Annotated in this window: 25 protein-coding genes; 23 read left to right on the top strand and 2 right to left on the bottom strand. The window is 72.7% G+C overall.

All coding sequences use genetic code 11. From position 1 onward, the window contains the following. Positions 1-19 precede the first annotated feature (19 nt). From B124_RS01185 to B124_RS01120, 14 genes are all read left to right on the top strand, one after another. Positions 20-895, top strand: coding sequence for a phosphatidylinositol mannoside acyltransferase (locus B124_RS01185; protein WP_496500764.1), 876 nt, complete (start codon positions 20-22; stop codon positions 893-895). Continuing rightward, positions 892-2,064 (top strand): glycosyltransferase family 4 protein, encoded by a 1,173-nt coding sequence (locus tag B124_RS01180; protein WP_496500687.1) that lies wholly within the window; start codon positions 892-894, stop codon positions 2,062-2,064. The genes B124_RS01185 and B124_RS01180 overlap by 4 nt, the downstream gene beginning before the upstream one ends. Position 2,065: 1 nt before the next feature. Beyond that, positions 2,066-2,620 carry a LemA family protein gene (locus tag B124_RS01175; RefSeq protein ID WP_496500686.1) on the top strand — a complete coding sequence of 185 codons (555 nt, stop codon included), beginning with the start codon at positions 2,066-2,068 and terminating at the stop codon, positions 2,618-2,620. Between the two features lie 185 nt (positions 2,621-2,805). After that, positions 2,806-3,726 carry a pyridoxal 5'-phosphate synthase lyase subunit PdxS gene (pdxS, locus tag B124_RS01170; protein ID WP_496500685.1) on the top strand — a complete coding sequence of 307 codons (921 nt, stop codon included), beginning with the start codon at positions 2,806-2,808 and terminating at the stop codon, positions 3,724-3,726. An 11-nt stretch (positions 3,727-3,737) separates the two neighbouring features. Then, positions 3,738-4,367 carry a pyridoxal 5'-phosphate synthase glutaminase subunit PdxT gene (gene pdxT, locus B124_RS01165; protein ID WP_496500684.1) on the top strand — a complete coding sequence of 210 codons (630 nt, stop codon included), beginning with the start codon at positions 3,738-3,740 and terminating at the stop codon, positions 4,365-4,367. Between the two features lie 71 nt (positions 4,368-4,438). Then, positions 4,439-5,191, top strand: coding sequence for a YebC/PmpR family DNA-binding transcriptional regulator (locus B124_RS01160; RefSeq protein ID WP_496500683.1), 753 nt, complete (start codon positions 4,439-4,441; stop codon positions 5,189-5,191). 77 nt (positions 5,192-5,268) lie between these two features. Further along, positions 5,269-5,913, top strand: a complete 645-nt coding sequence (gene ruvC, locus B124_RS01155) for a crossover junction endodeoxyribonuclease RuvC (RefSeq protein ID WP_496500682.1) — start codon at positions 5,269-5,271, stop codon at positions 5,911-5,913. Next, positions 5,910-6,539: a Holliday junction branch migration protein RuvA gene (gene ruvA / locus B124_RS01150; RefSeq protein WP_496500681.1), complete on the top strand. Its 630-nt coding sequence runs from the start codon at positions 5,910-5,912 to the stop codon at positions 6,537-6,539. The genes ruvC and ruvA overlap by 4 nt, the downstream gene beginning before the upstream one ends. A gap of 70 nt (positions 6,540-6,609) precedes the next feature. Then, a complete protein-coding gene (gene ruvB / locus B124_RS01145) occupies positions 6,610-7,653 on the top strand; it encodes a Holliday junction branch migration DNA helicase RuvB (protein WP_496500680.1) in 1,044 nt (347 codons plus the stop codon). Between the two features lie 231 nt (positions 7,654-7,884). Next, the gene (gene yajC / locus B124_RS01140; RefSeq protein WP_496500679.1) at positions 7,885-8,400 is read left to right on the top strand and encodes a preprotein translocase subunit YajC; all 516 of its coding nucleotides are present in this window, start codon (positions 7,885-7,887) and stop codon (positions 8,398-8,400) included. A 161-nt stretch (positions 8,401-8,561) separates the two neighbouring features. Next, a complete protein-coding gene (gene secD / locus B124_RS01135; protein WP_496500678.1) occupies positions 8,562-10,346 on the top strand; it encodes a protein translocase subunit SecD in 1,785 nt (594 codons plus the stop codon). A 1-nt stretch (position 10,347) separates the two neighbouring features. Further along, positions 10,348-11,550, top strand: a complete 1,203-nt coding sequence (gene secF / locus B124_RS01130) for a protein translocase subunit SecF (RefSeq protein WP_496500677.1) — start codon at positions 10,348-10,350, stop codon at positions 11,548-11,550. Then, positions 11,547-12,095 (top strand): adenine phosphoribosyltransferase, encoded by a 549-nt coding sequence (locus B124_RS01125; RefSeq protein WP_496500676.1) that lies wholly within the window; start codon positions 11,547-11,549, stop codon positions 12,093-12,095. Before secF ends, B124_RS01125 begins: the two co-directional genes overlap by 4 nt. A gap of 184 nt (positions 12,096-12,279) precedes the next feature. After that, positions 12,280-14,775, top strand: coding sequence for a RelA/SpoT family protein (locus B124_RS01120; RefSeq protein ID WP_496500675.1), 2,496 nt, complete (start codon positions 12,280-12,282; stop codon positions 14,773-14,775). A gap of 84 nt (positions 14,776-14,859) precedes the next feature. On the opposite strand, the gene B124_RS01115 is transcribed toward B124_RS01120, so the two are convergent. Both B124_RS01115 and B124_RS01110 read right to left on the bottom strand, forming a co-directional pair. Further along, entirely contained in the window at positions 14,860-16,089 is a 1,230-nt protein-coding gene (locus B124_RS01115; protein ID WP_496500674.1) for a DUF349 domain-containing protein, read from the bottom strand. Between the two features lie 229 nt (positions 16,090-16,318). Beyond that, on the bottom strand, positions 16,319-17,170 hold the full coding sequence (locus tag B124_RS01110) for a peptidylprolyl isomerase (protein WP_496500673.1): 852 nt from the start codon (positions 17,168-17,170) through the stop codon (positions 16,319-16,321). Positions 17,171-17,360: 190 nt separating this feature from the next. Between B124_RS01110 and B124_RS01105 the strand changes: the two genes are divergently transcribed. The 9 genes from B124_RS01105 (at position 17,361) to ruvX (ending at position 26,568) form a co-directional block, all read left to right on the top strand. Next, complete coding sequence (locus tag B124_RS01105; RefSeq protein WP_496500672.1) at positions 17,361-18,080, top strand: MBL fold metallo-hydrolase; 720 nt, start codon at positions 17,361-17,363, stop codon at positions 18,078-18,080. Continuing rightward, complete coding sequence (gene hisS, locus B124_RS01100; RefSeq protein ID WP_496500671.1) at positions 18,077-19,363, top strand: histidine--tRNA ligase; 1,287 nt, start codon at positions 18,077-18,079, stop codon at positions 19,361-19,363. The genes B124_RS01105 and hisS overlap by 4 nt, the downstream gene beginning before the upstream one ends. 183 nt (positions 19,364-19,546) lie before the next feature. Beyond that, the gene (locus tag B124_RS01095; RefSeq protein ID WP_496500670.1) at positions 19,547-20,188 is read left to right on the top strand and encodes a vitamin K epoxide reductase family protein; all 642 of its coding nucleotides are present in this window, start codon (positions 19,547-19,549) and stop codon (positions 20,186-20,188) included. 33 nt (positions 20,189-20,221) lie between these two features. Beyond that, the gene (locus tag B124_RS01090) at positions 20,222-21,604 is read left to right on the top strand and encodes a replication-associated recombination protein A (RefSeq protein ID WP_496500669.1); all 1,383 of its coding nucleotides are present in this window, start codon (positions 20,222-20,224) and stop codon (positions 21,602-21,604) included. Between the two features lie 158 nt (positions 21,605-21,762). Then, positions 21,763-22,374, top strand: a complete 612-nt coding sequence (gene rpsD / locus B124_RS01085; protein ID WP_496500668.1) for a 30S ribosomal protein S4 — start codon at positions 21,763-21,765, stop codon at positions 22,372-22,374. A 211-nt stretch (positions 22,375-22,585) separates the two neighbouring features. Then, positions 22,586-23,050, top strand: a complete 465-nt coding sequence (locus B124_RS01080) for a DUF948 domain-containing protein (RefSeq protein WP_496500667.1) — start codon at positions 22,586-22,588, stop codon at positions 23,048-23,050. 5 nt (positions 23,051-23,055) lie between these two features. Then, the gene (locus B124_RS01075) at positions 23,056-23,406 is read left to right on the top strand and encodes a DUF6167 family protein (RefSeq protein WP_496500666.1); all 351 of its coding nucleotides are present in this window, start codon (positions 23,056-23,058) and stop codon (positions 23,404-23,406) included. Then, positions 23,406-26,075 (top strand): alanine--tRNA ligase, encoded by a 2,670-nt coding sequence (alaS, locus tag B124_RS01070; RefSeq protein WP_496500665.1) that lies wholly within the window; start codon positions 23,406-23,408, stop codon positions 26,073-26,075. The genes B124_RS01075 and alaS overlap by 1 nt, the downstream gene beginning before the upstream one ends. A 28-nt stretch (positions 26,076-26,103) precedes the next feature. Beyond that, on the top strand, positions 26,104-26,568 hold the full coding sequence (gene ruvX, locus B124_RS01065; RefSeq protein ID WP_496500763.1) for a Holliday junction resolvase RuvX: 465 nt from the start codon (positions 26,104-26,106) through the stop codon (positions 26,566-26,568). The last annotated feature ends 67 nt before the right edge of the window (positions 26,569-26,635 follow it).

Genomic DNA, 26,635 nt, shown 5'->3' with positions numbered 1-26,635 from the left:
GGAGCGCCTGACCGACGGGATGTACGGCCTGGGCTGGGCCGCCGTGAAACGGCTTCCCGAGCCCGCCGCCGCCGCCCTCGGCAGGCGCATCGCCGACACCGCCTGGCGCCGCGACGGCAAGGGCGTACAGCGGCTGACGTCGAACCTGGCGCGCGTGGTCCCGGACGCCGGGCCCGAGCGGCTGGCCGCGCTCAGCCGGGCCGGCATGCGCTCGTACATGCGCTACTGGATGGAGTCCTTCCGGCTGCCCGCCTGGAGCCGGCAGCGCGTCCGCGACGGCTTCGACCCGAAGGACGTGCACTGGCTCGAGGACGGCCTCGCCGGGGACACCGGCGTCATCCTCGCCCTGCCGCACATGGGCAACTGGGACCTGGCGGGCGCCTGGGTCACCACCAAGCTCGGGGTGCCCTTCACCACGGTGCAGGAGCGGCTGAAGCCGGAGTCGCTGTACGACCGCTTCGTCGCCTACCGCGAGAGCCTGGGCATGGAGGTGCTGGCGCACGGCGGCGCGAGCGCCTTCGGCACCCTCGCCCGGCGGCTGCGCGACGGCGGACTGGTGTGCCTGGTCGCCGACCGCGACCTGTCGGCCTCCGGCGTCGAGGTCGACTTCTTCGGCGCCGCCGCCCGGATGCCCGCGGGCCCCGCGCTGCTCGCCCAGCAGACCGGCGCGCTGCTGCTGCCCGTCACGCTCTGGTACGACGACTCGCCCGTCCTGCAGGGGAAGGTGCACGCGCCCGTGGCCGTGCCCGCGGCCGGCACCCGCGCGGAGAAGACCGCCGCCATGACCCAGGCCATGGCCGACGACTTCGCCGCCGGCATCGCCGAGCACCCGGAGGACTGGCACATGCTGCAGCGCTTCTGGCTGGACGACCTCGAGGGCGGGGCGCCGCGGTGAAGGTCGGGATCGTCTGCCCGTACTCCTGGGAGGCGCCCGGCGGCGTGCAGTTCCACGTCCGGGACTTGGCGGAGCATCTGCGCGCCGCCGGCCACGAGGTCTCCGTCCTCGCCCCCGCGGACGACGACACCCCCCTGCCCGCGTACGTCGTCGGGGCCGGCCGCGCCGTCCCCGTGCCGTACAACGGCTCCGTGGCGCGCATCAACTTCGGCTTCCTGTCCGCCGCCCGGGTGCGCCGCTGGGTGCGCGACGGCGACTTCGACGTGCTGCACATCCACGAGCCGGCGGCGCCGTCGCTCGCACTGCTGGCCTGCTGGGCGGCGAAGGGGCCGATCGTGGCCACGTTCCACATGTCCAGTCCGCGCTCCCGCGGCATGATCGCCGCGTACCCGATCCTGCAGTCGGCGCTGGAGAAGATCAGCGCCCGCATCGCGGTCAGCGAGTACGCGCGCCGCACCCTGGTGGAGCACCTGGGCGGCGACGCCGTCGTCATCCCCAACGGCGTCGACGTCGCCTTCTTCGCCGGGGCCGGGCCCAAGGCCGAGTGGCAGGGCCGCACCCTGGGCTTCATCGGGCGGATCGACGAGCCGCGCAAGGGGCTGCCGGTGCTGATGGCGGCGTTCCCGCGGATCCTTGAGCGGGTGCCCGACGCCCGTCTGCTGGTCGCCGGGCGCGGCGACCCGGCCGAGGTCGCCGGGCACCTGGCGCCCGAGGTGCGCGAGCGGGTGGAGTTCCTGGGGATGGTCAGCGACGAGGACAAGGCGCGGCTGCTGCGCAGCGTCGACCTGTACATCGCGCCGAACACCGGCGGCGAGTCCTTCGGCATCATCCTCGTCGAGGCGATGTCGGCGGGGGCGCCGGTGCTGGCCGCCGACCTGGACGCGTTCGTGCAGGTGCTGGACGGCGGCACGGCGGGTGAGGTGTTCGCGCGCGGGGACGCCGACGACCTGGCCGAGCGGGCGGCGGGGCTGCTGCTGGACGACGCGCGCCGGGCCGGGCTGCGCGAGCGCGGCAGCCGGCACGTACAGCGCTTCGACTGGTCGACGGTCGGCGCCGACATCCTCGCGGTGTACGAGACGGTGACCCAGGGCGCGGCGTCGGTGGCGGAGGACGAGCGCGCCGGCCGCTGGGCGGCCCGCTTCGGCCCCGCCCGCGACCGGGAGGCGTGACGTGTCGACTCCGCTGACCCTGCTGCTGGCCGCGGTCGTGCTCTGCCTGATCGGCGTCTATCTGAGCTGGACCGCCGGGCGTCTCGACCGGCTGCACACCCGTATCGACGCCGCCAAGGCGGCCCTGGACGCGCAGTTGCTGCGGCGCGCCTCGGTGGCGCAGGAGCTGGCGACCAGCGGCGTGCTCGACCCGGCCGCCTCGATCGTGCTCTACGAGGCCGCGCACGCCGCCCGGCAGGCGGAGGAGGACCAGCGCGAGGTCGCCGAGAGCGAGCTGAGCCAGGCGCTGCGGGCGGTGTTCGAGGCCCCGGAGCAGGTGGAGGCGGTACGCGGGGCGCCGGGCGGCGAGGAGGCCGTACACGAGCTGGCGGAGGCCGCGCGGCGGGTGCCGATGGCGCGGCGCTTCCACAACGACGCGGTACGGGCGGCGCGGGCGCTGCGCCGGCACCGCAAGGTGCGCTGGTTCCGGCTGGCGGGGCACGCGCCGTTCCCGCTGGCGGTCGAGATGGACGACGAGCCGCCGCCGGCGCTGACCGACCGGGCTCCGGCGGGCTGACGGGTCTGACCGGGCTGCCGGCTCGGCGGCCACAGCTTGCCGATTGGCTCTTTCCCGACCCCTCCCGCCTGGGGTTTCCTTGACGGTGACGCGCGTTCGGCCCGGTTTCCGAACGTGCTTACGATAGAAGTGGCGCGACCGTACGCCCCACACACACGCACCCACATCCCGAGCGAGGTTCCACCGTGTCCAGCACGCCCAGCTCCGCCCCCCAGCCGTCGGCTCCCGAGACCGGCACCGCACGCGTCAAGCGCGGCATGGCCGAGCAGCTCAAGGGCGGCGTGATCATGGACGTCGTCACGCCCGAGCAGGCGAAGATCGCCGAGGACGCGGGCGCCGTCGCGGTGATGGCCCTGGAGCGGGTGCCCGCCGACATCCGCAAGGACGGCGGCGTGGCGCGCATGTCCGACCCCGACATGATCGAGGGCATCATCGAGGCCGTCTCCATCCCCGTGATGGCCAAGTCCCGCATCGGCCACTTCGTCGAGGCCCAGATCCTCCAGGCCCTCGGCGTCGACTACGTCGACGAGTCCGAGGTGCTCACCCCCGCCGACGAGGTCAACCACTCCGACAAGTGGGCCTTCACCACCCCCTTCGTCTGCGGCGCCACCAACCTCGGCGAGGCCCTGCGCCGGATCGCCGAGGGCGCCGCCATGATCCGCTCCAAGGGCGAGGCCGGCACCGGGAACGTCGTCGAGGCCGTTCGCCACCTGCGCCAGATCAAGAACGAGATCGGCGCGCTGCGCGGCCTGGACAACCACGAGCTGTACGCCGCGGCCAAGGAACTGCGCGCCCCGTACGAGCTGGTCGCCGAGGTGGCGCGGCTCGGCAAGCTGCCCGTCGTGCTCTTCTCCGCCGGCGGCGTCGCCACCCCCGCGGACGCCGCGCTGATGCGCCAGCTCGGCGCCGAGGGCGTCTTCGTCGGCTCCGGCATCTTCAAGTCCGGTGACCCGGCCAAGCGCGCCGCCGCCATCGTCAAGGCCACCACCTTCTACGACGACCCGAAGGTCGTCGCCGACGCCTCCCGCAACCTCGGCGAGGCGATGGTCGGCATCAACATCGACACCCTCGACGACTCCGAGCGCTACGCGGGCCGGGGCTGGTGAGGTCGGCACCCGTGGGCAGCACTCCCGCCACCGGCAGCACTCCGGCCACCGGCAGCACCCCGGCCATAGGCGTCCTCGCCCTCCAGGGCGACGTACGCGAGCACTTGGCCGCCCTGGCCGCAGCCGGCGCGCAGGCCGTGCCGGTGCGCCGGTCGGCGGAGCTGGCGGAGGTCTCCGGCCTGGTCATCCCCGGTGGTGAGTCCACCACGATGTCCAAGCTCGCCGTCGCCTTCGGCCTGCTGGAACCGCTTCGTGCCCGGGTGCGCGAGGGGATGCCCGCGTACGGCTCCTGCGCCGGCATGATCATGCTGGCCGACAAGATCCTCGACCCGCGCTCCGGGCAGGAGACCGTCGGCGGCATCGACATGATCGTGCGGCGCAACGCCTTCGGACGGCAGAACGAGTCGTTCGAGCTGCCGCTTGAAGTGGCCGGCATCCCCGGCGGCCCGGTGCACGGCGTCTTCATCCGGGCGCCGTGGGTGGAGTCCACCGGCGCCCGGGTGGAGCGGCTCGCGGAGGTCGGCGGGCACCCCGTCGCGGTCCGGCAGGGCCCGCTGCTGGCGACGTCGTTCCACCCCGAACTCACCGGGGACCACCGCGTGCACGCCCTCTTCGCCGATATGGTGCGCCGGGCGGGCTGACCCGCACCGGTAGGATCGACGAGTTCGTTGCCGGTTAGTCGAATGCGCGGAACGCGGAATGGAGCGGGGTTGTGTCCGGCCACTCTAAGTGGGCAACCACCAAGCACAAGAAGGCCGTGATCGATGCCAAGCGGGGGAAACTCTTCGCCAAGCTGATCAAGAACGTCGAGGTCGCGGCGCGGCAGGGGGGACCCGACCCCGACGGAAACCCCACGCTGTACGACGCGATCCAGAAGGCCAAGAAGCAGTCCGTCCCGAACAAGAACATCGACAGCGCGGTCAAACGCGGTGCCGGTCTCGAAGCGGGCGGCGCCGAGTACGAGACGATCATGTACGAGGGCTACGGCCCCAACGGCGTGGCCGTCCTCATCGAGTGCCTCACGGACAACCGCAACCGCGCCGCCTCCGATGTCCGCGTCGCCATGACGCGCAACGGCGGCTCCATGGCCGACCCCGGCTCCGTGTCGTACCTGTTCAACCGCAAGGGCGTCGTGATCGTCCCCAAGGGCGAGCTGGGCGAGGACGACGTGCTGGCCGCGGTGCTGGACGCCGGCGCCGAGGAGGTCAACGACCTGGGCGAGTCCTTCGAGGTGCTCAGCGAGGCCGGCGACATGGTCGCGGTCCGCACCGCCCTGCAGGACGCCGGGATCGACTACGACTCGGCCGAGGCGAACTTCGTCCCCACCATGCAGGTGGAGCTGGACGAGGACGGCGCCCGCAAGATCTTCCGGCTCATCGACGCCCTGGAGGACAGCGACGACGTCCAGAACGTCTTCGCCAACTTCGACGTCTCCGACGAGGTCATGGAGAAGGCCTCCGCCTGAGCGAGCAGCCGTACGCGGTGTCAGTGCCGACCGGTAGCCTGCACACACGTACGCGGGCAGACGAGAGGGGGCGGCCGGTGCGGGTGCTCGGAGTGGACCCGGGGCTGACGCGGTGCGGCGTGGGCGTCGTGGACGGAGCGCCGGGCCGGGCGCTGCGCATGGTCGCCGTCGGCGTCGTGCGCACCCCCTCCGGCGCACCGACCGCCGAGCGGCTGCTGCTCGTCGAGCGCGGCCTCGAGGAGTGGCTCGACGCGCACAGCCCCGAGGCCGTCGCCGTCGAGCGCGTCTTCAGCCAGCACAACGTACGCACCGTCATGGGCACCGCCCAGGCCAGCGCCGTCGCCATCCTCTGCGCCGCCCGCCGCGGCCTGCCCGTCGCGCTGCACACGCCCAGCGAAGTCAAGGCCGCCGTCACCGGCTCAGGACGCGCCGACAAGGCGCAGGTCGGCGCCATGGTCACCCGGCTGCTGCGGCTCGACGCCCCACCGAAGCCGGCCGACGCCGCCGACGCGCTGGCGCTGGCCATCTGCCACCTGTGGCGCGCCCCCGCCCAGGAGCGGCTGCTGCGTGCGCGAGCGGCCGGCGCCCCCGCGCCGGCCGCGGCCGTACGCGGCGCCGCCGGCGTCCGCCGGGCCGCCCGCCCGGCCGGCCAGGGCGCCCCGCGCGCCGGCCAGAACCGCCCGGAGCACCGGGACCGCGAGATCCGGAGAGACCCCGCATGATCGCCTTCGTCAGCGGCCCCGTGGCCGCCCTCGCCCCCGACGCCGCGGTCATCGAGGTCGGCGGCGTCGGGATGTCCGTGCAGTGCACGCCCGCCACGCTGTCCGGCCTGCGCGTCGGCCAGGACGCCCGGCTGGCCACCTCCCTCGTCGTACGGGAGGACTCCCTCACCCTCTACGGCTTCGCCGACGACGACGAACGCCAGGTCTTCGAGCTGCTGCAGACCGCCAGCGGCGTCGGCCCGCGGCTGGCCCAGGCGATGCTCGCCGTGCACAGCCCCGACGCGCTCCGCCTCGCCGTCTCCACCGGCGACGAGAAGGCGCTGACCGCCGTCCCCGGCATCGGCAGGAAGGGCGCGCAGAAGCTGCTGCTGGAGCTGAAGGACCGGCTCGGCGAACCGCTGGGCAGCAGCGGCTTCGCAGGCGGAGGAGCCGGGCACGCCGGCGCCGCCCCGGCCGCCGGCTGGCGCGAGCAGTTGCACGCCGCGCTCACGGGCCTGGGGTACGCGCCGCGCGAGGCCGACGAGGCCGTCACCGCCGTCGCCCCCGAGGCGGAGGAGAACGGCGCCGCGCCGCCGCTGCCCCAGTTGCTGCGCGCCGCCCTGCAGACCCTGAACCGCGCCCGATGACGGCGCCGCCCGGCGCCCGGCGCGTACGACGAACCGCACCGGCACCCGAACCACGACGGACGGATCCACGATGACCTGGGAGGACGCCGACCCGCGCCTGGTGGACTCGGCCGCCGACGCCGACGACCGGGCGGTCGAGACCGCGCTGCGCCCCAAGGACCTGGCCGAGTTCGTCGGCCAGGAGCGCGTGCGCGAGCAGCTCGACCTGGTGCTGCGCGCCGCCCGCCAGCGCGGCGGCGCCGCCGACCACGTGCTGCTCTCCGGCGCCCCCGGCCTCGGCAAGACCACCCTCGCGATGATCGTCGCCGCCGAGATGGCCGCGCCGATCCGCATCACCTCGGGCCCCGCCATCCAGCACGCCGGCGACCTCGCCGCGATCCTCTCCTCCCTCCAGGAGGGCGAGGTGCTCTTCCTCGACGAGCTGCACCGCATGTCCCGCCCCGCCGAGGAGATGCTGTACATGGCGATGGAGGACCTGCGCGTCGACGTCGTCGTCGGCAAGGGCCCCGGCGCCACGGCCATCCCGCTGGAGCTGCCCCCCTTCACCCTGGTCGGCGCCACCACCCGGGCCGGGCTGCTGCCTCCGCCGCTGCGCGACCGCTTCGGCTTCACCGGCCACATGGAGTTCTACTCGCCAGCCGAGCTGGAGCGCGTCCTCACCCGCTCCGCCCACCTGCTCGACGTCGCCGTGGACGCCGCCGGGGCCGCCGAGATCGCCGGCCGCTCCCGCGGCACGCCGCGTATCGCGAACCGCCTGCTGCGCCGGGTGCGGGACTACGCCCAGGTCAAGGCCGACGGCGTGATCACGCGCGAGATCGCCGCCCGCGGCCTGGAGGTCTACGAGGTCGACGGCCGCGGCCTCGACCGCCTCGACCGCGCCGTGCTCGGCGCCCTGCTCAAGCTCTTCTCCGGCGGCCCCGTCGGGCTCTCCACGCTGGCCGTGGCGGTGGGGGAGGAGCGGGAGACCGTCGAGGAGGTGGCCGAGCCCTTCCTCGTACGCGAAGGGCTGCTGGCCCGTACGCCGCGCGGTCGCGTCGCCACCCCGGCGGCCTGGGCGCACCTGGGCCTCACGCCTTCCCAGCCCGGCGGCGGGCTGCAGCAGACCGCCTTCTGAGCGCCCCGCCGGGTCCCGCCGGCCGGGGCGGGCCCGGAGCCGCGGGCGCCCCGGGGCGTACCGTGGTGGCGCGGGGAGTCGCCCGTTACGGAACGCGGGTGACATGCTGGGCGTTGTTCACACGGCGGAACTCGCTTAGACTCCGCCGACGCCTTCCGGAACCGGAGGGCACCCCCGCCCCCCAGAACGAGGCCGCGGCGAGCGCGGTCATACGAAGGAAACCCGGACACCGTGGATATCACGATTCTCTTGCCGTTCATCGTGCTCATCGGGGCGATGTTCCTGATGACCCGCTCGGCAAAGAACAAGCAGCGCCAGATGATGAGCATGCGGGACCAATTGCAGCCGGGCAGCGGCGTGCGGACCATCGGCGGCATGTACGCCACGGTCAAGGAGGTCCACGAGGACACCATCCTTCTGGAGGTGGCCCCCGGCGTGCACGCGCTCTACGCGAAGAACTCCGTCGGCGCCGTTCTGGACGACGCCGAGTACAACCGCATCGTGCACGGCGAGCCGGAGCTCGACGACGAGGAGATCACCGCGCCCGACGACGCCTCCTCGCTGACCGAAGCCGCCGGTGACGACGGCGATGACGGTGACGAGGACCGCGGGGAGCCCTCGGACCGCATCGACCTTGACAAGAAGTCCGCGGCCGACGACACCGACGACGACTCCGACGCCGATGCAGACGGCGGGGACGCGACAGACGAGGGCGGGAAGAAGAACGGCGGCTCGGCCGCGAAGTGACCGCGGCCTTTCGGCGGCGGCCCCGCACGGTGTGCGGAGGCGCCGCCGGGCCGCGGTGAACGGGGGACCGGTCACTTTTCGCCTCGCGGCACCGCGGGGCTACACTTCGTGACCGCGCGGCGAGCCGCGCCGCGCGGTGTCTGGACAGGAGAATCGAGAAGGTGGCAGCACCCAGAACGGGCCGCAGGTCCCAGGGATCTCACGGCAGGCCCTGGCGGCCCCTGCTGCTGATCCTGACCGCTATCGCCGCGCTCACCGGTGGGATGTTCCTCTCCGGGCACACCACGCCGCGCCTGGGCATCGACCTCGCCGGCGGCACCAGCATCACGCTGGAGGCCAAGCCCCAGCCGGGCGGCGAGGACGCGATCAACTCCACCAACATGGACACCGCCGTCAACATCATCGAGCGCCGCGTCAACGGCCTCGGTGTGCAGGAGGCGGAGGTCCAGACACAGGGCGACCGGCACATCATCGTCAACATCCCCAAGGGCACCAACCAGAAGACGGCGCGCGAGCAGGTGGGCACCACCGCGCGGCTGTTCTTCCGCCCCGTGCTGTCCTACGAGGTGAACGAGGCGCCCAAGCCGTCGCCGAGCGCCTCGGAGTCCGGGGACGCGGAGAAGGACAAGGGGGACGCCTCCGGGTCGCCCTCCCCGTCCAAGAACGCCTCCGAGGAGCCCGCCTCCGACGGGGCGGCCTCCGACGAGGCGACCCCCAGCGACGACGCCACCGAGCAGGGCCGGGCCCTGTCCGAGGGCCTCGCCCAGGCCGACGACTCGCCCAGCCCCAGTGACTCCCAGCAGCCCACCCAGCCGCCGGCAGAGCAGGCCCCCACCGGCCAGGTCCCCGCCGACGTGCAGAAGAAGCTGGACGCGCTGGACTGCTCCAACGCCGAGGAGCGCACCAAGATCGGCGAGAACGCCAAGCCGACCGACACCATCGTGGCCTGCGACAGCGACGGCGCGTACAAGTACGCGCTCGGCCCGGCCGAGGTCGAGGGCACGGACGTCGACGACGCCTCCGCCACGTACGACGCCCAGCAGGGCTCCGGCTGGATCGTGCAGCTCGAGTTCAACGACAAGGGCTCCGGCAAGTTCGCCGACGTCACCGGCGACCTCGCCAGCCAGGCCCCGCCGAACAACCAGTTCGCCATCGAGCTCGACGGCGAGGTCGTCTCCGCGCCCTCCGTCGACGAGTCGATCACCGGCGGCCGGGCGCAGATCTCCGGCAGCTTCGAGCAGGACTCGGCCGAGGAACTGGCCAACGTCCTGTCGTACGGCGCGCTGCCGCTGTCCTTCGAGGAGTCCGAGGTCACCACCGTCTCGCCGGCCCTCGGCAACGAGCAGCTCAACGCGGGCCTCATCGCCGGCGCCATCGGGCTGGCGCTGGTGATCATCTACCTCGTCGCGTACTACCGCGGGCTCGCGCTGGTGGCCGTCGTCAGCCTCATGGTCTCCGCCGCCCTCACGTACACGATCATGGCGCTGCTCGGCCCCGGCATCGGCTTCGCGCTGAACCTCCCCGCGGTCTGCGGCGCGATCGTGGCGATCGGCATCACAGCGGACTCGTTCATCGTCTACTTCGAGCGCATCCGCGATGAGATCCGCGAGGGGCGCTCGCTGCGCCCCGCGGTGGAGCGCGGCTGGCCACGGGCCCGGCGCACCATCCTGGTGTCCGACTTCGTGTCGTTCCTCGCCGCGGCCGTGCTCTTCTCGGTCACCGTCGGCAAGGTGCAGGGCTTCGCCTTCACGCTGGGCCTGACCACGCTCCTCGACGTCGTCGTGGTCTTCCTCTTCACCAAGCCGGTGATGACGATCCTGGCCCGCAAGCGCTTCTTCGCCAGCGGCCACCCCTGGTCCGGGCTCGATCCCAAACGGCTGGGAGCCAGGCCACCGCTGCGCGGCCGTCCGCGCGCCGCCGGCCCCGTCAACCCGAAGGAGGTCTGAGATGTCGCGCCTCGGCACCCTCGGCGCCCGCCTCTACCGCGGTGAGGCCGGCTACGACTTCGTCGCCAAGCGGTTCTTCTGGTACGGCGTCTCCGTCCTCATCACGATCGTCGCGATCGCCGGCTTCTTCGTCCGCGGCCTGAACATGGGCATCGAGTTCGAGGGCGGTGCGGTCTTCACCACCCCGAAGACCGAGACCTCGGTCTCCCAGGCCCAGGAGGTCGCCGAGGACGCCTCGGGGCACGCGGCCATCGTCCAGGAGCTGGGCAGCGGGAAGCTGCGCATCCAGGTCAGCAGCATCGAGACGCAGCAGTCCGACAAGGTCAAGTCGGCGCTCGCCGAAGAGCTGAACGTCGACGCGCAGCAGATCAACGACCAGCTCGTCGGCCCCAGTTGGGGCGAGCAGATCGCGAAGAAGGCGTGGCAGGGCCTGGCGATCTTCATGGTCCTCGTGGTGATCTACCTCGCCATCGCCTTCGAGTGGCGCAAGGCGATCGCGGCGCTCATCGCGCTGATCCACGACCTGACGATCACGGTCGGCGTGTACACCATCGTCGGCTTCGAAGTCACCCCGGGCACGGTCATCGGCCTGCTGACCATCCTCGGTTACTCGCTGTACGACACCGTGGTGGTCTTCGACGGCCTCAAGGAGAGCACGAAGGACATCACCAAGCAGACGGGCTTCACCTACCGTGAGGCGGCCAACCGCAGCCTCAACGGCACGCTCGTCCGCTCCATCAACACCTCCGTCGTGGCCCTGCTGCCGGTCGCCGGCCTGCTGTTCATCGGCGGCGGCGTGCTCGGCGGCGGCATGCTCAACGACATCGCGCTGTCGCTGTTCGTCGGCCTCGCGGCCGGCGCGTACTCCTCGATCTTCATCGCCACCCCGCTGGTGGTCGACTTCAAGGAGCGCGACCCCGCCATCAAGGCGCACAACAAGCGCGTGGCCGCCCGCCGCGCCTCCGACGCCCGGGCCGCCGCCCGCGGCGACAAGGCGCCGGCCCGGGGTGCGGACGGGCCCGGTGCGGCGCCCGTCGACGCCGACGAGCCCGCGGACGAGCCCCGCGCCCCCGAGCCCGCGGGCCGGGGCGTCGTCGGGCCCCCGCGCGCCGACGGCCGCCGGCAGCAGCCGGTGTCCCGGCAGCGCGGCCGGGGCCGGCCCTCCGGCAGCCGCGGCGGCCGGTCGGGAGGCAAGCGCCGATGAGCGTGCCGGAAGGGACCCGGGAGCTGCTGCTCAGCCGGATCCAGGACGTGCCGGACTACCCGCAGCCCGGCGTGATGTTCAAGGACATCACGCCGCTGCTGGCCGACGCGAAGGCGTTCTCCGTGCTCACCGACGCGCTGACCGAGGTCTGCCGGGCGCAGGGCGCCCAGAAGATCGTCGGCCTGGAGGCGCGCGGCTTCATCCTGGGCGCGCCGGTCGCGGTGCGGGCGGGGATCGGCTTCGTGCCCGTACGCAAGGCGGGTAAGCTCCCGGGCGCCACCCTCGGGCAGGCGTACGGCCTGGAGTACGGCACGGCGGAGATCGAGATACACGCCGACGCCCTGGAGCCCGGCGACCGGGTCCTCATCATCGACGACGTGCTGGCCACGGGCGGCACCGCGGAGGCGTCGGTACAGCTCATCCGGCGGGCCGGCGGTACCGTCGCCGGGCTGGCCGTGCTGCTGGAGCTGGGCTTCCTGGCCGGCCGGGCGCGGGTCGAGCAGACGCTCGGCGGCGCTCCGCTGGACGCGCTCCTCACCGTCTGAGCCGCCCGGGCTCTCCCGGTCCCGGTCCCTCCTGGGGGCCGCCGGGCCTGCCCGGGCCTTCGGGCCGGCGTTCTGCCCGGCCGAGGGCCTGGTCAGGCGGTTGCCGGGTGGCGGGGGCGCGACGGCAGATACCATGGCAGTTCCGGGGATCTCCCCGTGGGCCGTCCACCGTCAAGGAGTGCTCTTGCCAGACGAGGCTCACCGGTCCACCGCCGCGCCGCCCGAGAAGCAGCGGCAGCCCGCCGCGGCGGACCGGCCCCTGCCCGCGCGGGCCGCGGAGAATGGCTCCGGCCGCCGCACGGCGCCGCCGGAAGGGCGTGCGCTGCCGGCCACCGCCGCGCGCGTCGAGCCCGCCGCGGGCCACGGCGGCGGGCAGGCGGGCCGCAGCGGCTCGCCGAGCCGGGTGCGGGCCCGGCTGGCGCGCCTCGGCGTGCAGCGGCAGAGCCCGTACAACCCGGTGCTGGAGCCGCTGCTGCGGATAGTGCGGGGGAACGACCCGAAGGCCGACACCTCCACGCTGCGCCAGATAGAGCGCGCCTACCAGGTCGCCGAGCGCTGGCACCGCGGCCAGAAGCGCAAGAGCGGCGACCCGTACATCACCCATCCCCTGGCCGTCACCACGATCCTCGCCGAGCTGGGCATGGACCCCGCCACCCTGATGGCCGGGCTGCTGCACGACACGGTGGAGGACACCGAGTACGGGCTCGAAGACCTGCGCCGCGACTTCGGCGACCAGGTGACGCTGCTGGTGGACGGCGTCACCAAGCTGGACAAGGTCAAGTTCGGCGAGGCCGCGCAGGCGGAGACCGTACGCAAGATGGTCGTCGCCATGGCCAAGGACCCCCGGGTCCTGGTGATCAAGCTCGCCGACCGGCTGCACAACATGCGCACCATGCGCTACCTGCGCCGCGAGAAGCAGGAGCAGAAGGCGCGCGAGACGCTGGAGATCTACGCGCCGCTGGCCCACCGGCTGGGCATGAACACCATCAAGTGGGAGCTGGAGGACCTCGCCTTCGCGATCCTCTACCCGAAGATGTACGACGAGATCGTCCGCCTGGTCGCCGAGCGCGCCCCGAAGCGGGACGAGTATCTGGCCGTCGTCATCGACGAGGTGCAGCAGGACCTGCGCAGCGCCCGGATCAAGGCGACCGTCACCGGTCGCCCGAAGCACTACTACAGCGTCTACCAGAAGATGATCGTCCGCGGCCGTGACTTCGCGGAGATCTACGACCTGGTGGGCATCCGCGTCCTCGTCGACTCGGTCCGCGACTGCTATGCGGCGCTGGGCACCATCCACGCGCGGTGGAATCCCGTCCCCGGACGGTTCAAGGACTACATCGCGATGCCCAAGTTCAACATGTACCAGTCGCTGCACACGACGGTCATCGGACCCGAGGGCAAGCCCGTCGAGCTGCAGATCCGCACGTTCGACATGCACCGCCGCGCCGAGTACGGCATCGCCGCGCACTGGAAGTACAAGCAGGAGGCCACCGGCGGCGCCGCCCGCCAGCAGGGCGCCGGCACCCGCAGGGGCAGCAAGTCCGAGCAGGTCAACGACATGGCCTGGCTGCGCCAGTTGATCGACTGGCAGAAGGAGACCGAGGACCCCGGCGAGTTCCTGGACGCGCTGCGCTTCGACCTCTCCCGCAACGAGGTCTTCGTCTTCACGCCCAAGGGCGACGTGATCGCCCTGCCCGCCGGCGCCACGCCCGTCGACTTCGCGTACGCGGTGCACACCGAGGTCGGGCACAAGACCATAGGAGCGCGGGTCGGCGGCCGGCTCGTACCGCTGGAGTCCGCCCTCGACAACGGCGACACCGTCGAGGTCTTCACCTCCAAGGCGGCCGGCGCGGGCCCCTCCCGGGACTGGCTGAACTTCGTCAAGTCCCCCCGCGCGCGCAACAAGATCCGCGCCTGGTTCTCCAAGGAGCGCCGGGACGAGGCCATCGAGCAGGGCAAGGACGCCATCGCGCGGGCGATGCGCAAGCAGAACCTGCCGATCCAGCGGATCCTCACCGGTGACTCGCTGGTCACCATCGCGCACGAGATGCGCTACCCCGACATCTCCGCGCTCTACGCGGCGATCGGCGAGGGCCACGTCTCCGCGCAGAACGTGGTGCAGAAGCTGGTCCAGGCGCTCGGCGGCGAGGAGGCGGCCACCGAGGACATCGAGGAGAGCGCCCCGCCGCTGCCCGGCACCCGCAAGCGCCGGGCGGCCAACGACCCCGGCGTGATCGTCAAGGGCGTCGACGACGTGTGGGTGAAGCTCTCCCGCTGCTGCACCCCGGTGCCCGGCGACCCGATCATCGGCTTCGTCACCCGCGGCAAGGGCGTCTCCGTGCACCGCGCCGACTGCGTCAACGTCGAGTCGCTGTCGCAGCAGCCGGAGCGGATCATCGAGGTCGAGTGGGCGCCGACGCAGTCGTCGGTCTTCCTCGTCGCCATCCAGGTGGAGGCGCTGGACCGCTCCCGGCTGCTGTCGGACGTCACCAGGGTGCTGTCCGACCAGCACGTGAACATCCTGTCCGCCGCCGTGCAGACCTCCCGCGACCGGGTGGCCACCTCGCGCTTCACCTTCGAGATGGGCGACCCGAAGCACCTGGGACACGTGCTGAAGGCGGTGCGGAAGGTGGAGGGCGTCTACGACGTGTACCGCGTCACCTCCGCCCGGCACAACTGAGCGTCGCCGCCGCGAGGGTCCCCGTACCCGGAGAAGGCCCCGCCGTCCGGCGGGGCCTTCGTCACGTACGGGCTGCTCCGCCGCTCAGCCGCCGAACTCCCGCAGGCCCTTGAGCGCCTGGTCGAGCAGCGCCTGCCGCCCCTGAAGCTCACGGGCCAGCTTGTCGGCCTTGGCGGTGTTGCCCTGCGCCCTGGCCTGCTCGATCTGCCGGTGGAGCTTGTCGACGGCGTCCTGCAACTGCCCCGTGAGCCCCTCGGCGCGGGCCCGCGCCTCCGGGTTCGTACGGCGCCACTCGGCCTCCTCCGCCTCGCCGATGGAGCGCTCCACGGCGTGCATCCGGGCCTCGATCTTCGCCCGCGCGTCCCGCGGTACGTGCCCGATGGCCTCCCACCGCTCGTTGATCGAACGGAAGGCGCCCCTGGCGGACTTGAGGTCGGTGACCGGCAGCAGCTTCTCCGCCTCCGCGACCAGTTCCTCCTTGCGCGTCAGGTTCTCGCGCTGTTCGTGGTCCCGCTCGGCGAAGACCTCGCTGCGGGCCTGGAAGAAGACGTCCTGCGCGCCGCGGAAGCGGGCCCACAGGTCCTCCTCCTGGTCGCGCTGGGCGCGGCCCGCGGCCTTCCAGTCCGCCATCAGCTCGCGGTAGCGGGCGGCCGTCGGACCCCACTCGCGGGAGTCGGAGAGCGCCTCCGCCTCTTCCACCAGCTTCTCCTTGCGCCGCCTGGCCTCCTCGCGCTGGGCGTCGAGGGACGCGAAGTGCGCCTTGCGGCGCTTGGAGAACGCCGAGCGCGCGTGGCTGAAGCGGTGCCACAGCTCGTCGTCGCTCCTGCGGTCCAGCCGGGGCAGGCCCTTCCAGGTCTCCACCAGCTCCCGCAGCCGCTCGCCCGCCGCGCGCCACTGCTCGCTCTGCGCCAGCTCCTCCGCCTCGGCGACCACCGCCTCCTTGGACTCGCGCACCTCCTGCTGGTGCCTGGCCTTGGCCGCCTTGCGCTCCTCCTGACGGGCGCCCACGGCCTCCACCAGCCGGTCGAGCCGCGCCGTCAGCGCGTCCAGGTCGCCGACCGCGTGCGCCTCCGAGACCTGCGCACGCAGGTGGTCGATGGCGGTGGTGGCGTCCTTGGTGGACAGGTCGGTGGTCTGTACCCGGCGCTCAAGGAGACCGATCTCCACGACCAGGCCCTCGTACTTGCGCTTGAAGTAGGCGAGTGCCTCCTCGGCCGAACCCGCCTGCCAGGAGCCGACGACTCGCTCGCCGTCGGCGGTACGCACGTACACGGTGCCTGTCTCGTCGACCCGGCCCCATGGGTCGCTGCTCACAGCGCCTCCTCACATGACGCCCCGCGGGCCCGGCAGCCCGGCGGCGTCTTCCACAGTTGTCTGCGGCCGGAAAGGGGATGGGGTACCGGATCCGGCCGATCCGGCGGCGGGCGAAGAGACTGCCGCCGGCACCCCCGCACCTGCACAACGCCAACATAGGCGAACGGCGGGCCGGCTGTCCGCATCCCGCGCGAGACCAATCCCGTAACGACGCGGGCCCGGCCGTGGCTCAGTGGTCGGTCTCCTGCGCCTTGGTGCCCTCGGTGACGGCCGCCTTGTTGATGACCACCGTCGCGTTCGGGGCGGTGTTGCCCGTCTGCGGGTCCTGCGGCTGCGCGCCGGCCTCGGCGATGGTCTTGACGGTGGCCATGCCCTCGTCGGTCAGCGTGCCGAACGGCGTGTAGTTCGGGGGCAGCGGACTGTCCTCGTAGACCAGGAAGAACTGGCTGCCGCCGGAGTCCTTCTGGCCGGTGTTGGCCATCGCCACGGTGCCCGCGGGGTACGTCCCGCCCTTGACCGCCTTGTCCTTGAGGTTCTCGTCCGGGATCGTGTAGCCGGGCCCGCCCTGGCCGGTGCCGGCCGGGTCGCCGCACTGGAGCACGAAGATGCCGGACTCCTCGCCGGTCAGCCGGTGGCACGGGCTGTGGTCGAAATAGCCTTCGCCGGCGAGGAAGCGCATGCTGTTCACCGTGTGCGGCGCCTTGCCCCCGTCCATCTCGATGCCGATCTCGCCGCACGTCGTCGACAGCGTCATCGTGTACATCGCGTCCTCGACGTCGAGCTTCGGCTCCTTCTTCCACGTCTTGTTCGACGGCTTGCCCTTCTCCGGCTTGCCGCAGGGGTCGTGCGGCTTCTCCGGGCTCGCGCTGGGCGCCGCGGCTTCGTCCTTCTTCTTGTCGTCGTCGTCCGACCCGAAGCCGGTGACGGCCACGACCGCGACGGCGGTGATCACCACCACCAGCGGAGCGGTGATGACCGCCGCGAGCTTCCGGTTGCGCTTTCTGCGGTCGGCGCGCCTGGCCTGCTGCCGCTCGTACTTGTCCCGGGCGAGCTGCCGCCTCCGCTGGTCCCTGCTGACCACCGCGTTTTCTCCCTCGAGTCGCTGCCACACGCGTTCGTGGACCGGAGTTCCGTGTGCCGTACCGTATATCGATTCGCTGCCGGATGAGGAGCGCCGGTAGTCTCAGAACGGCCGCAATTCCGGGGCCGCCGCCGGCCGCGCGGCTCCCGCGGCGGCACATCCGCCGACAACCGACAGGTGAAGGACGATCGTGCTCATTGCCGGGTTCCCCGCGGGCGCATGGGGCACCAACTGTTATCTGCTCGCGCCGGCAGCGGGCGAGGAGTGCGTGATCGTCGACCCCGGGCACCGGGCGGCGGACGGCGTAGCGGAGGCCGTGGCCAAGCACCGGCTCAAGCCGGTCGCGGTCGTGCTCACCCACGGGCACCTGGACCACGTCGCCTCGGTGATCCCCGTCTGCGGCGCCCACGGCGTGCCCGCCTGGATCCACCCGGCCGACCGCTTCATGCTCACCGAGCCGGAGAAGGCGCTCGGCATGGCCGTCGGAGCGCCGCTCCTGGGCGACCTGACCGTGGGAGAGCCGGACGACGTGGCCGAGCTCGCCGACGGCGCCGAGCTGGAGCTGGCCGGGCTGAGCCTCACCGTCGCGCACGCGCCCGGCCATACCAGGGGGTCGGTGACCTTCCGGCTGCCCGAGCAGCAGGATGTGCCGCAGGTCCTCTTCTCGGGCGACCTGCTCTTCGCCGGCTCCATCGGACGCACCGACCTGCCCGGCGGCGACAGCGCCGAGATCCTCGAGTCACTGGCCCGCGTGTGCCTGCCGCTCGACGACTCGACGGTGGTGCTCCCCGGGCACGGCCCCCAGACGACCATCGGACGCGAGCGCGCCGGCAACCCCTTCCTGCAGGAGCTGGCCGCCGGCCGGGCGGGCGGCACAGCCGCCCCGCTCCGCCACCAACGACGAATGTGACGACACTCTCCGTGAGCACTGCACCGGCCTTCAAGGCACCCAAGGGCACCTACGACCTGACCCCGCCGCGCTCCGCGGCCTACCTCGCCGTCCGCGCGGCGTTCGCCGCGCCCGTACGCCGCGCCGGCTACGGCTACGTCGAGACGCCCGGCTTCGAGGACGTGCGGCTCTTCGCCCGCGGCGTCGGCGAGTCCACCGACATCGTGACCAAGGAGATGTACACCCTGACCACCAAGGGCGGCGACGAGCTGGCGCTGCGACCTGAGGGCACCGCCTCCGTACTGCGCGCGGCGCTGGAGGGCAACCTGCACAAGCAGGGCAACCTGCCGGTCAAGCTCTGGTACTCGGGTTCGTACTACCGCTACGAACGTCCGCAGAAGGGCCGCTACCGGCACTTCTCCCAGGTCGGCGCCGAGGCCATCGGCACCGAGGACCCGGCGCTCGACGCCGAGTTGATCGTCCTGGCCGTCGACGGCTACCGCGCGCTGGGCCTGACCGGCTTCCGGCTGCTGCTCAACTCCCTCGGCGACCAGCAGTGCCGCCCCGCGTACCGCACCGCGCTGCAGGACTTCCTGCGCGGCCTCGACCTCGACGAGCCCACCCGAGAGCGGATCGAGATCAACCCGCTGCGGGTACTCGACGACAAGCGCCCGGAGGTCCGGGCCCAGCTCGCCGGCGCGCCGCTGATGCGCGACCACCTGTGCGAGGCGTGCAAGGCGTACCACGAGCAGGTCCGCGAGCTGCTGACCGCGGCCGGCGTCGCGTACGAGGACGACCCCCGGCTGGTCCGCGGCCTCGACTACTACACGCGCACCACCTTCGAGTTCGTCCACGACGGCCTCGGTGCGCAGTCCGCCATCGGCGGCGGCGGCCGGTACGACGGGCTGTCGGAGATGATCGGCGGCCCCGCGCTGCCGTCCGTGGGCTGGGCGCTGGGCGTGGACCGTACGGTGCTGGCGCTGGAAGCCGAGGGCGTGGAGCTGGACCTGCCCGCGGCCACCGACGTGTACGCGGCGGCCCTCGGCGAGCAGGCCCGCAGGACGCTCTTCGGCGTGGTCACGGAGCTGCGCAGGGCCGGGGTCGCGGCGGACTTCGCCTTCGGCGGCAAGGGCCTGAAGAACGCGATGAAGTCCGCCGACCGCTCCGGCGCGCGCTACGCGCTGGTGGCGGGGGAGCGGGACCTCGACGAGGGCGTGGTCCAGCTCAAGGACCTCGGCAGCGGCGAGCAGCGCCCGGTGGCGCTGGCGGCGGTCGTCGGCGAGCTGCGCGAGCTGCTGGCCTGACCCCCGCGCGCGGCGCGGCGGCGGGCGGATTTACGCTGACCGAACGCACGGTCGGGCATCGTTGACCCCTGCCGGTGGAAGGCCGGCGGTCACCGGCTGACCACCGGTGCACCGGTGCCCGATCGCCCCGCGTTGCGGCACAATGAGGTGCCGCCACCGCCCCGAGCCCACGGAAGCAGCGAGATGACCACGACCGCAACGAGAACGGCCCCGTCCCAGCACGAGGACCCGCCCGATTCCGGACTGATCGGGTCGGGCCGACCGTTTGCCTGGCTGCTGGTGATCGGCGGCACGCTGGGCGTCGTGGCGTCCTCGGTGATCACGCACGACAAGCTGAAGCTGCTGGAGGACCCGGACTACGTCTCGGCCTGCAGCCTCAACCCGGTGCTGTCGTGCAACAACATCATGAAGAGCTGGCAGGCGTCGGTCTTCGGGTTCTCCAACCCGTTCATCGGCCTGGTCGCCTTCTCCATGCTCACCGTGATCGGCGTCGGCCTGCTGGCCGGCGGCGGGCACCGGCGCTGGTGGTGGGCCGGGCTGTGGGCGGGCACCCTCTTCGGGGTCGGCTTCGTCAGCTTCCTCCAGTACTCCTCGCTGTACGAGATCGGCTCGCTGTGCCTGTGGTGCTGCCTGGTCTGGGCGGTGACGATCCTGCTCTTCTGGTACACCACCGTGCACAACATCAAGACCGGCGTCTTCCCGGTCTCGGCGCGGGTGCGCGAGGCGGTGCTGGAGTTCAACTGGGTGGTGCCCGTCCTGTGGTACGGGACCCTGCTGATCCTGATCGGCATCCGCTGGTGGTCGTACTGGAAGACGCTCCCCTGAGCGCTGTCGGTCCCGTGGCATAGGCTCGCAGGCGTGGAGCCCGACCTGTTCACCGCCGCGGCCGAGGAGCGCCAGGAGAAGGATCCCGGCAGCTCCCCGCTGGCCGTCCGGATGCGCCCGCGCAGCCTCGACGAGGTCGTGGGCCAGCAGCATCTGCTGAGGCCCGGCGCCCCGCTGCGCCGGCTCGTCGGCGAGGGCGCCGGGGGCCCGGCGGGCCCGGCGTCCGTGCTGCTGTGGGGCCCGCCCGGCACGGGCAAGACCACCCTGGCGTACGTGGTCAGCCAGGCCACCCAGAAGCGCTTCGTGGAGCTGTCCGCGATCACCGCGGGCGTCAAGGAGGTCCGCGCGGTCATCGAGGGCGCGCGCCGCGCCGCCGGGGGGTACGGCAAGGAGACCGTCCTCTTCCTCGACGAGATCCACCGCTTCAGCAAGGCCCAGCAGGACTCCCTGCTGCCCGCGGTGGAGAACCGCTGGGTGACGCTGATCGCGGCCACCACGGAGAACCCGTACTTCTCGGTCATCTCCCCGCTGCTGTCCCGCTCGCTGCTGCTCACGCTGGAGCCGCTCACCGACGACGACGTGCGCGGGCTGCTGCGCCGGGCGGTCGCCGCCGAGCGCGGCCTCGGCGGCACGGTGACGCTGCCGGAGGAGTCCGAGGAGCATCTGCTGCGGATCGCGGGCGGCGACGCGCGCCGCGCGCTCACCGCGCTGGAGGCGGCGGCGGGGGCCGCGCTGGCCCAGGGCGAGGCGGAGGTGTCGCTGCCGACGCTGGAGGCGGCGGTGGACCGCGCCGCCGTCGCGTACGACCGGTCCGGCGACCAGCACTACGACGTGGCCAGCGCCCTGATCAAGTCCGTGCGCGGCTCGGACGTGGACGCGGCGCTGCACTATCTGGCGCGCATGATCGAGGCGGGCGAGGACCCGCGGTTCATCGCCCGGCGGCTGATGATCTCCGCCAGCGAGGACATCGGGCTCGCCGACTCCTCCGCGCTGCAGACGGCGGTCGCCGCGGCCCAGGCGGTGGCCATGATCGGCTTCCCGGAGGCGGCGCTGACGCTGGCGCACGCCACGGTGGCGCTCGCGCTGGCCCCGAAGTCCAACGCGGTGACGAAGGCCATCGGCGCCGCGATGGACGACGTACGGGCGGGGAAGGCCGGCCCGGTGCCGGCGCACCTGCGGGACGGGCACTACAAGGGCGCGGAGAAGCTGGGGCACGCGCAGGGCTACGTGTATCCGCACGACGTGCCGGGCGCCATCGCCGCCCAGCAGTACGCCCCGGACGCCCTCGGCGGCCGTCGTTACTACGAACCGACGCGGTACGGCGCGGAGGCGCGGTACGCCGAGGTGGTCGAGCGGGTGCGCGAGCGGCTCGCGGGCGGCGGGCAGGACGGCCCCGCCCGGGGCGTGCGCGGCTGACGCGCGTCGTGCGGCCGGCCGCCGGGTGACGAGGATCACGATGCCCCGCCGCCGGGAATGCCCGGATTCGCGAGGGCGTTATCCGGAGATGTAGCAGAGCAGGGCCAACATCCTCTAAGGTAAGCCTTGCCTAACTTTCCTGAGGAGGACGGTACCGCGTGAACCAGCCGCGCCCCAAGGTCCGCAAGTCGCGGGCCCTCGGCATCCCGCTCACCCCGAAGGCCGCCAAGTACTTCGAGAGCCGCCCGTACCCGCCCGGCATGCACGGCCGCGGCCGTAAGCAGACCAGCGACTACAAGGTGCGGCTGCTCGAGAAGCAGCGACTGCGCGCCCAGTACGACATCAGCGAGCGCCAGCTCGTCCGTGCCTACGAGCGCGCCAGCAAGGTGCAGGGGAAGACCGGTGAGGCGCTGATCGTCGAGCTGGAGCGCCGGCTGGACGCGCTGGTCCTGCGCGCGGGCCTGGCCCGGACCGTCTACCAGTCCCGGCAGATGGTCGTCCACGGCCACATCGAGGTCAACGGCCGCAAGGTCGACAAGCCGTCCTTCCGGGTCCGCCCCGGCGACGTGGTGACGGTCCGCGAGCGCAGCCGCGAGAAGTACCCGTTCCAGGTCGCGCGCGAGGGCGGCTACGCGCTGGACGGGGAGGCCCCCCGCTACCTGGAGATCAACCTGCCGGCGCTCGCGTTCCGGCTGGACCGGGAGCCGAACCGCGGCGAGATCCCCGTCATCTGCGACGAGCAGCTCGTCGTGGAGTACTACGCCCGCTGACGGCCCCGCCCGCTGACCACTCCGCCCGCGGGGGGGCACGGAACGTACCCGGAAGTATGCGCAACGTACAATCCGCTCGCGCAACTCCCCTGCGCACGGGGGGTAATCCGGTACGGCGCTGTCAGTCCGGCGCGATAGGGTCGGAGCCTGCCCTGGCAGCGCAACACCCCGTCGACTCGCCCGGCGAGCAGCCCAGAAGGAGCGGTGCATCGTGTCCGGTGGAGAGGTGGCCGGCATCCTCGTGGCCGTCTTCTGGGCCATCCTGGTCTCGTTCCTGGCCGTGGCCCTCTTCCGGCTCGCCCGGACGCTCCGCGCGGCAGGCGAACTCGTCACGCGCGTGACCGAGGAGGCCGTCCCGCTGCTCGCGGAGGCCGGCGCCACGGTCCGCTCGGCGAACACGCAGCTCGCCCGGGTCGACGCCATCGCTTCCGACGTCCAGGAGGTCACGGCCAACGCCTCGGCCCTGTCCGCCACCGTCTCCACCGCCTTCGGCGGACCCCTGGTGAAGGTGGCCGCGTTCGGGTACGGGGTACGCCGCGCGCTCGGCCGGCACCGCGGCCCGGCCGGAGACGACGGCGGTGACGTCATCGTCGGCGGCCCGGTCGGCGGGCCCGCCGGCCGCGCCCGGGTGCCCGCCGCCCGCCGGGGCTCTTCCGCCAGGCGCAGAAAGGGCTGAGCAGCATGTTCCGTCGGACCTTCTGGTTCACGACCGGTGCGGCCACCGGCATCTGGGCCACCCTCAGGGCACAGCGCGCTCTGCGCCGCGTCTCCCCGGAGAGCATCGCCGCCACGACCGCCAACCGCGCCGTCGACACCGGCCGCCGCGCCCTGCTCTTCGCCCAGGACGTACGCGCCGCGATGGCCGAGCGCGAGGGCCAGCTCAACGACGCCCTCGGGCTCAGCCCCCGCACCCGCCCCGCGGAACTGCCGGGGCAGCGCGCCAAGGCGCAGCTCGAACGGAAAGCCGCCCGGCGCCGGCCCCAGGGCCGGAGCCCGTACCACCGCAATCGCAACCTGAAAGAGGACCACTGATGGAGTCGGCCGAAATCCGCCGCCGCTGGCTGCGCTTCTTCGAAGAGCGCGGGCACACCGTCGTGCCGTCGGCGTCGCTGATCGCCGACGACCCCACGCTGCTCCTCATCAACGCGGGCATGGTCCCCTTCAAGCCGTACTTCCTCGGCGAGGCCACCCCGCCGTACAAGCGCGCCACCAGCGTGCAGAAGTGCATCCGCACCCCGGACATCGACGAGGTCGGCAAGACCACCCGGCACGGCACGTTCTTCCAGATGTGCGGCAACTTCTCCTTCGGGGACTACTTCAAGGAGGGCGCCGCCACCCTCGCCTGGGAACTGCTCACCACCCCCCAGGACGCGGGGGGTTACGGCCTGGACCCCGAGCGTCTGTGGATCACGGTCTACGAGGACGACGACGAGGCCGAGCGCATCTGGCGCGACGTGGTCGGCGTGCCCCCCGGGCGCATCCAGCGCCTGGGCAAGGAGGAGAACTACTGGGACATGGGCGTGCCCGGTCCCTGCGGCCCCTGCTCCGAGATCAACTACGACCGCGGCCCCGAGTTCGGGGAGGCGGGCGGCCCCGCCGTCAACGACGAGCGCTACGTGGAGCTCTGGAACCTGGTCTTCATGCAGTACGTGCGCGGCCCCGGCAAGGGCAAGGACTACCCCATCCTGGGCGACCTGCCCCAGCAGAACATCGACACCGGACTCGGCCTCGAGCGGCTGGCGATGGTCCTGCAGGACGTGCACAACATGTACGAGACCGACACCTCGCGCGCCGTCATCGACAAGGCCGTGGAGCTGACCGGCGTGCGCTACGGCGCCGCCGAGCACTCGGACGTCTCGCTGCGCGTCGTCTCCGACCACATGCGCGCCTCCGTCATGCTCATCGGCGACGGCGTCACCCCCGGCAACGAGGGCCGGGGCTACGTGCTGCGCCGCATCATGCGCCGCGCCGTACGCAACATGAAGCTGCTCGGCGCCGACCGCCCGGTCGTCGGCGAACTGGTCGACGTCGTCATCGCCACCATGGGCGAGCAGTACCCGGAGCTGGTCTCCGACCGCAAGCGCATCGAGTCCGTCGCGCTCGCCGAGGAGGCCCGCTTCCTCAAGACCCTCAAGGCCGGCACCAACGTGCTGGACACCGCCGTCACCGAGGCCAGGGCCGCCGGCTCCGGCGTGCTCCCCGGCGACAAGGCGTTCCTGCTCCACGACACCTGGGGCTTCCCCATCGACCTCACCCTGGAGATGGCCGCCGAGCAGGGCCTGACGGTCGACGAGGACGGCTTCCGCCGGCTGATGAAGGAGCAGCGGGACCGGGCCAAGGCCGACGCCGCCGCCAAGAAGACCGGCCACGCCGACCTGTCCGCGTACCGCGAGGTCGCCGACTCCGCCGGCGCCACCGAGTTCACCGGCTACACCCAGACCGACGCCGAGTCCACCGTCGTCGGCCTGCTCGTCGGCGGCGTGGCCTCGCCCGCCGCCACGGAGGGCGACGAGGTCGAGGTCATCCTCGACCGCACCCCCTTCTACGCGGAGGGCGGCGGCCAGCTCGCCGACACCGGCCGGATCCGGCTCGGCTCCGGCGCCGTGGTCGAGGTGCGCGACGTGCAGCAGCCCGTGCCCGGCGTCAGCGTGCACAAGGGCGTCGTCCAGGTCGGCGAGGTCACCGTCGGCGAGCCGGCCCAGGCCGCCATCGACGTGAGCCGCCGCCGCGCCATCGCCCGCGCCCACAGCGCCACCCACCTCACCCACCAGGCGCTGCGCGACGCCCTCGGCCCGACCGCCGCCCAGGCCGGCTCGGAGAACGCCCCGGGCCGTTTCCGCTTCGACTTCGGCGCACCCGCCGCCGTGCCGGCCGGCGTCCTCGGCGACGTCGAGCAGAAGATCAACGAGGTGCTGTCCCGCGAACTCGACGTGACCGCCGAGGTCATGTCGATGCAGGACGCCAAGAAGCAGGGCGCGCTGGCCGAGTTCGGCGAGAAGTACGGCGACCGGGTCCGCGTCGTCACCATCGGCGACTTCTCCAAGGAGCTGTGCGGCGGCACCCACGTGCACAACACCGCCCAGCTCGGCCTGGTCAAGCTGCTCGGCGAGTCCTCCATCGGCGCCGGCGTGCGCCGGGTGGAGGCCCTGGTCGGCGTGGACGCGTACAACTTCCTCGCCCGCGAGCACACCGTGGTCCACCAGCTCACCGAGCTGCTGAAGGGCCGCCCGGAGGAACTGCCCGAGCGGATCTCCGGCATGCTCGCCCGGCTGAAGGACGCGGAGAAGGAGATCGAGAAGTTCCGCGCCGAGAAGGTGCTGCAGGCCGCCGCCGGCCTCGCGGAAGGGGCCAGGGACGTCCGCGGCGTCGCGCTCGTCGCCGCCCGGGTGCCGGACGGCACCGCCGCCGAGGACCTGCGCAAGCTCGTCCTGGACGTACGGGGCCGGATCCCCGGCGACCGGCCGGCCGTCGTGGCGCTCTTCTCCGTCGCGGGCGGTCGCCCCCTGACCGTGATCGCCACCAACGAGGCCGCCCGCGAGCGCGGTCTGAAGGCCGGCGACCTGGTGCGTACGGCCGCCAAGACGCTCGGCGGCGGTGGCGGCGGCAAACCCGACATCGCCCAGGGCGGCGGGCAGGACCCGCAGGCCGTCGGCGAGGCCGTGGCCGCCGTGGAGCGGGGTGTCGCGGAGACCGCCGCCTGATGCGGGGCAGCAGCCGGAGGATCCGGTGATCCGCCGCGGGCGCAGGCTCGCGGTGGACGTCGGCGACGCCCGGATCGGGGTCGCGTCCTGCGACCCCGACGGGATCCTCGCCACCCCCGTGGAGACCGTGCCGGGCCGGGACCTGCCGGCGGCGTTCCGCAGGCTGGCCGCGCTCACCGAGGAGTACGAGCCGCTGGAGGTGCTCGTCGGCCTGCCGCGCTCGCTGCACGGCGGCGAGGGCCCGGCGGCAGCCAAGGTCCGCGGCTTCGCGGAGAAGCTGGCGCGCCGCGTCCACCCCGTGCCCGTGCGGCTCGTCGATGAACGCATGTCCACGGTGACGGCGGCGCAGAACCTTCGTGCGGCCGGGAGGTCGAGCCGCAAGGGCCGGTCGGTTGTCGACCAGGTGGCGGCCGTTGTCATCCTCCAGAGTGCACTGGAAGCCGAACGGGTGTCGGGGGTCGCGCCCGGCGAGAGCGTCGAAGTGGCTATGTGATCGCGATACGGTAACGTGCCGCGCGGACACGGCACCCGTCGTATAAACGCACCGGCAGCCACGCGGC

It is taken from the genome of Streptomyces sp. CNP082, from assembly GCF_059570535.1.
The sequence above is the reverse complement of the archived record's forward strand: the minus strand, read 5'-3'. Positions and strand labels throughout refer to the sequence as shown.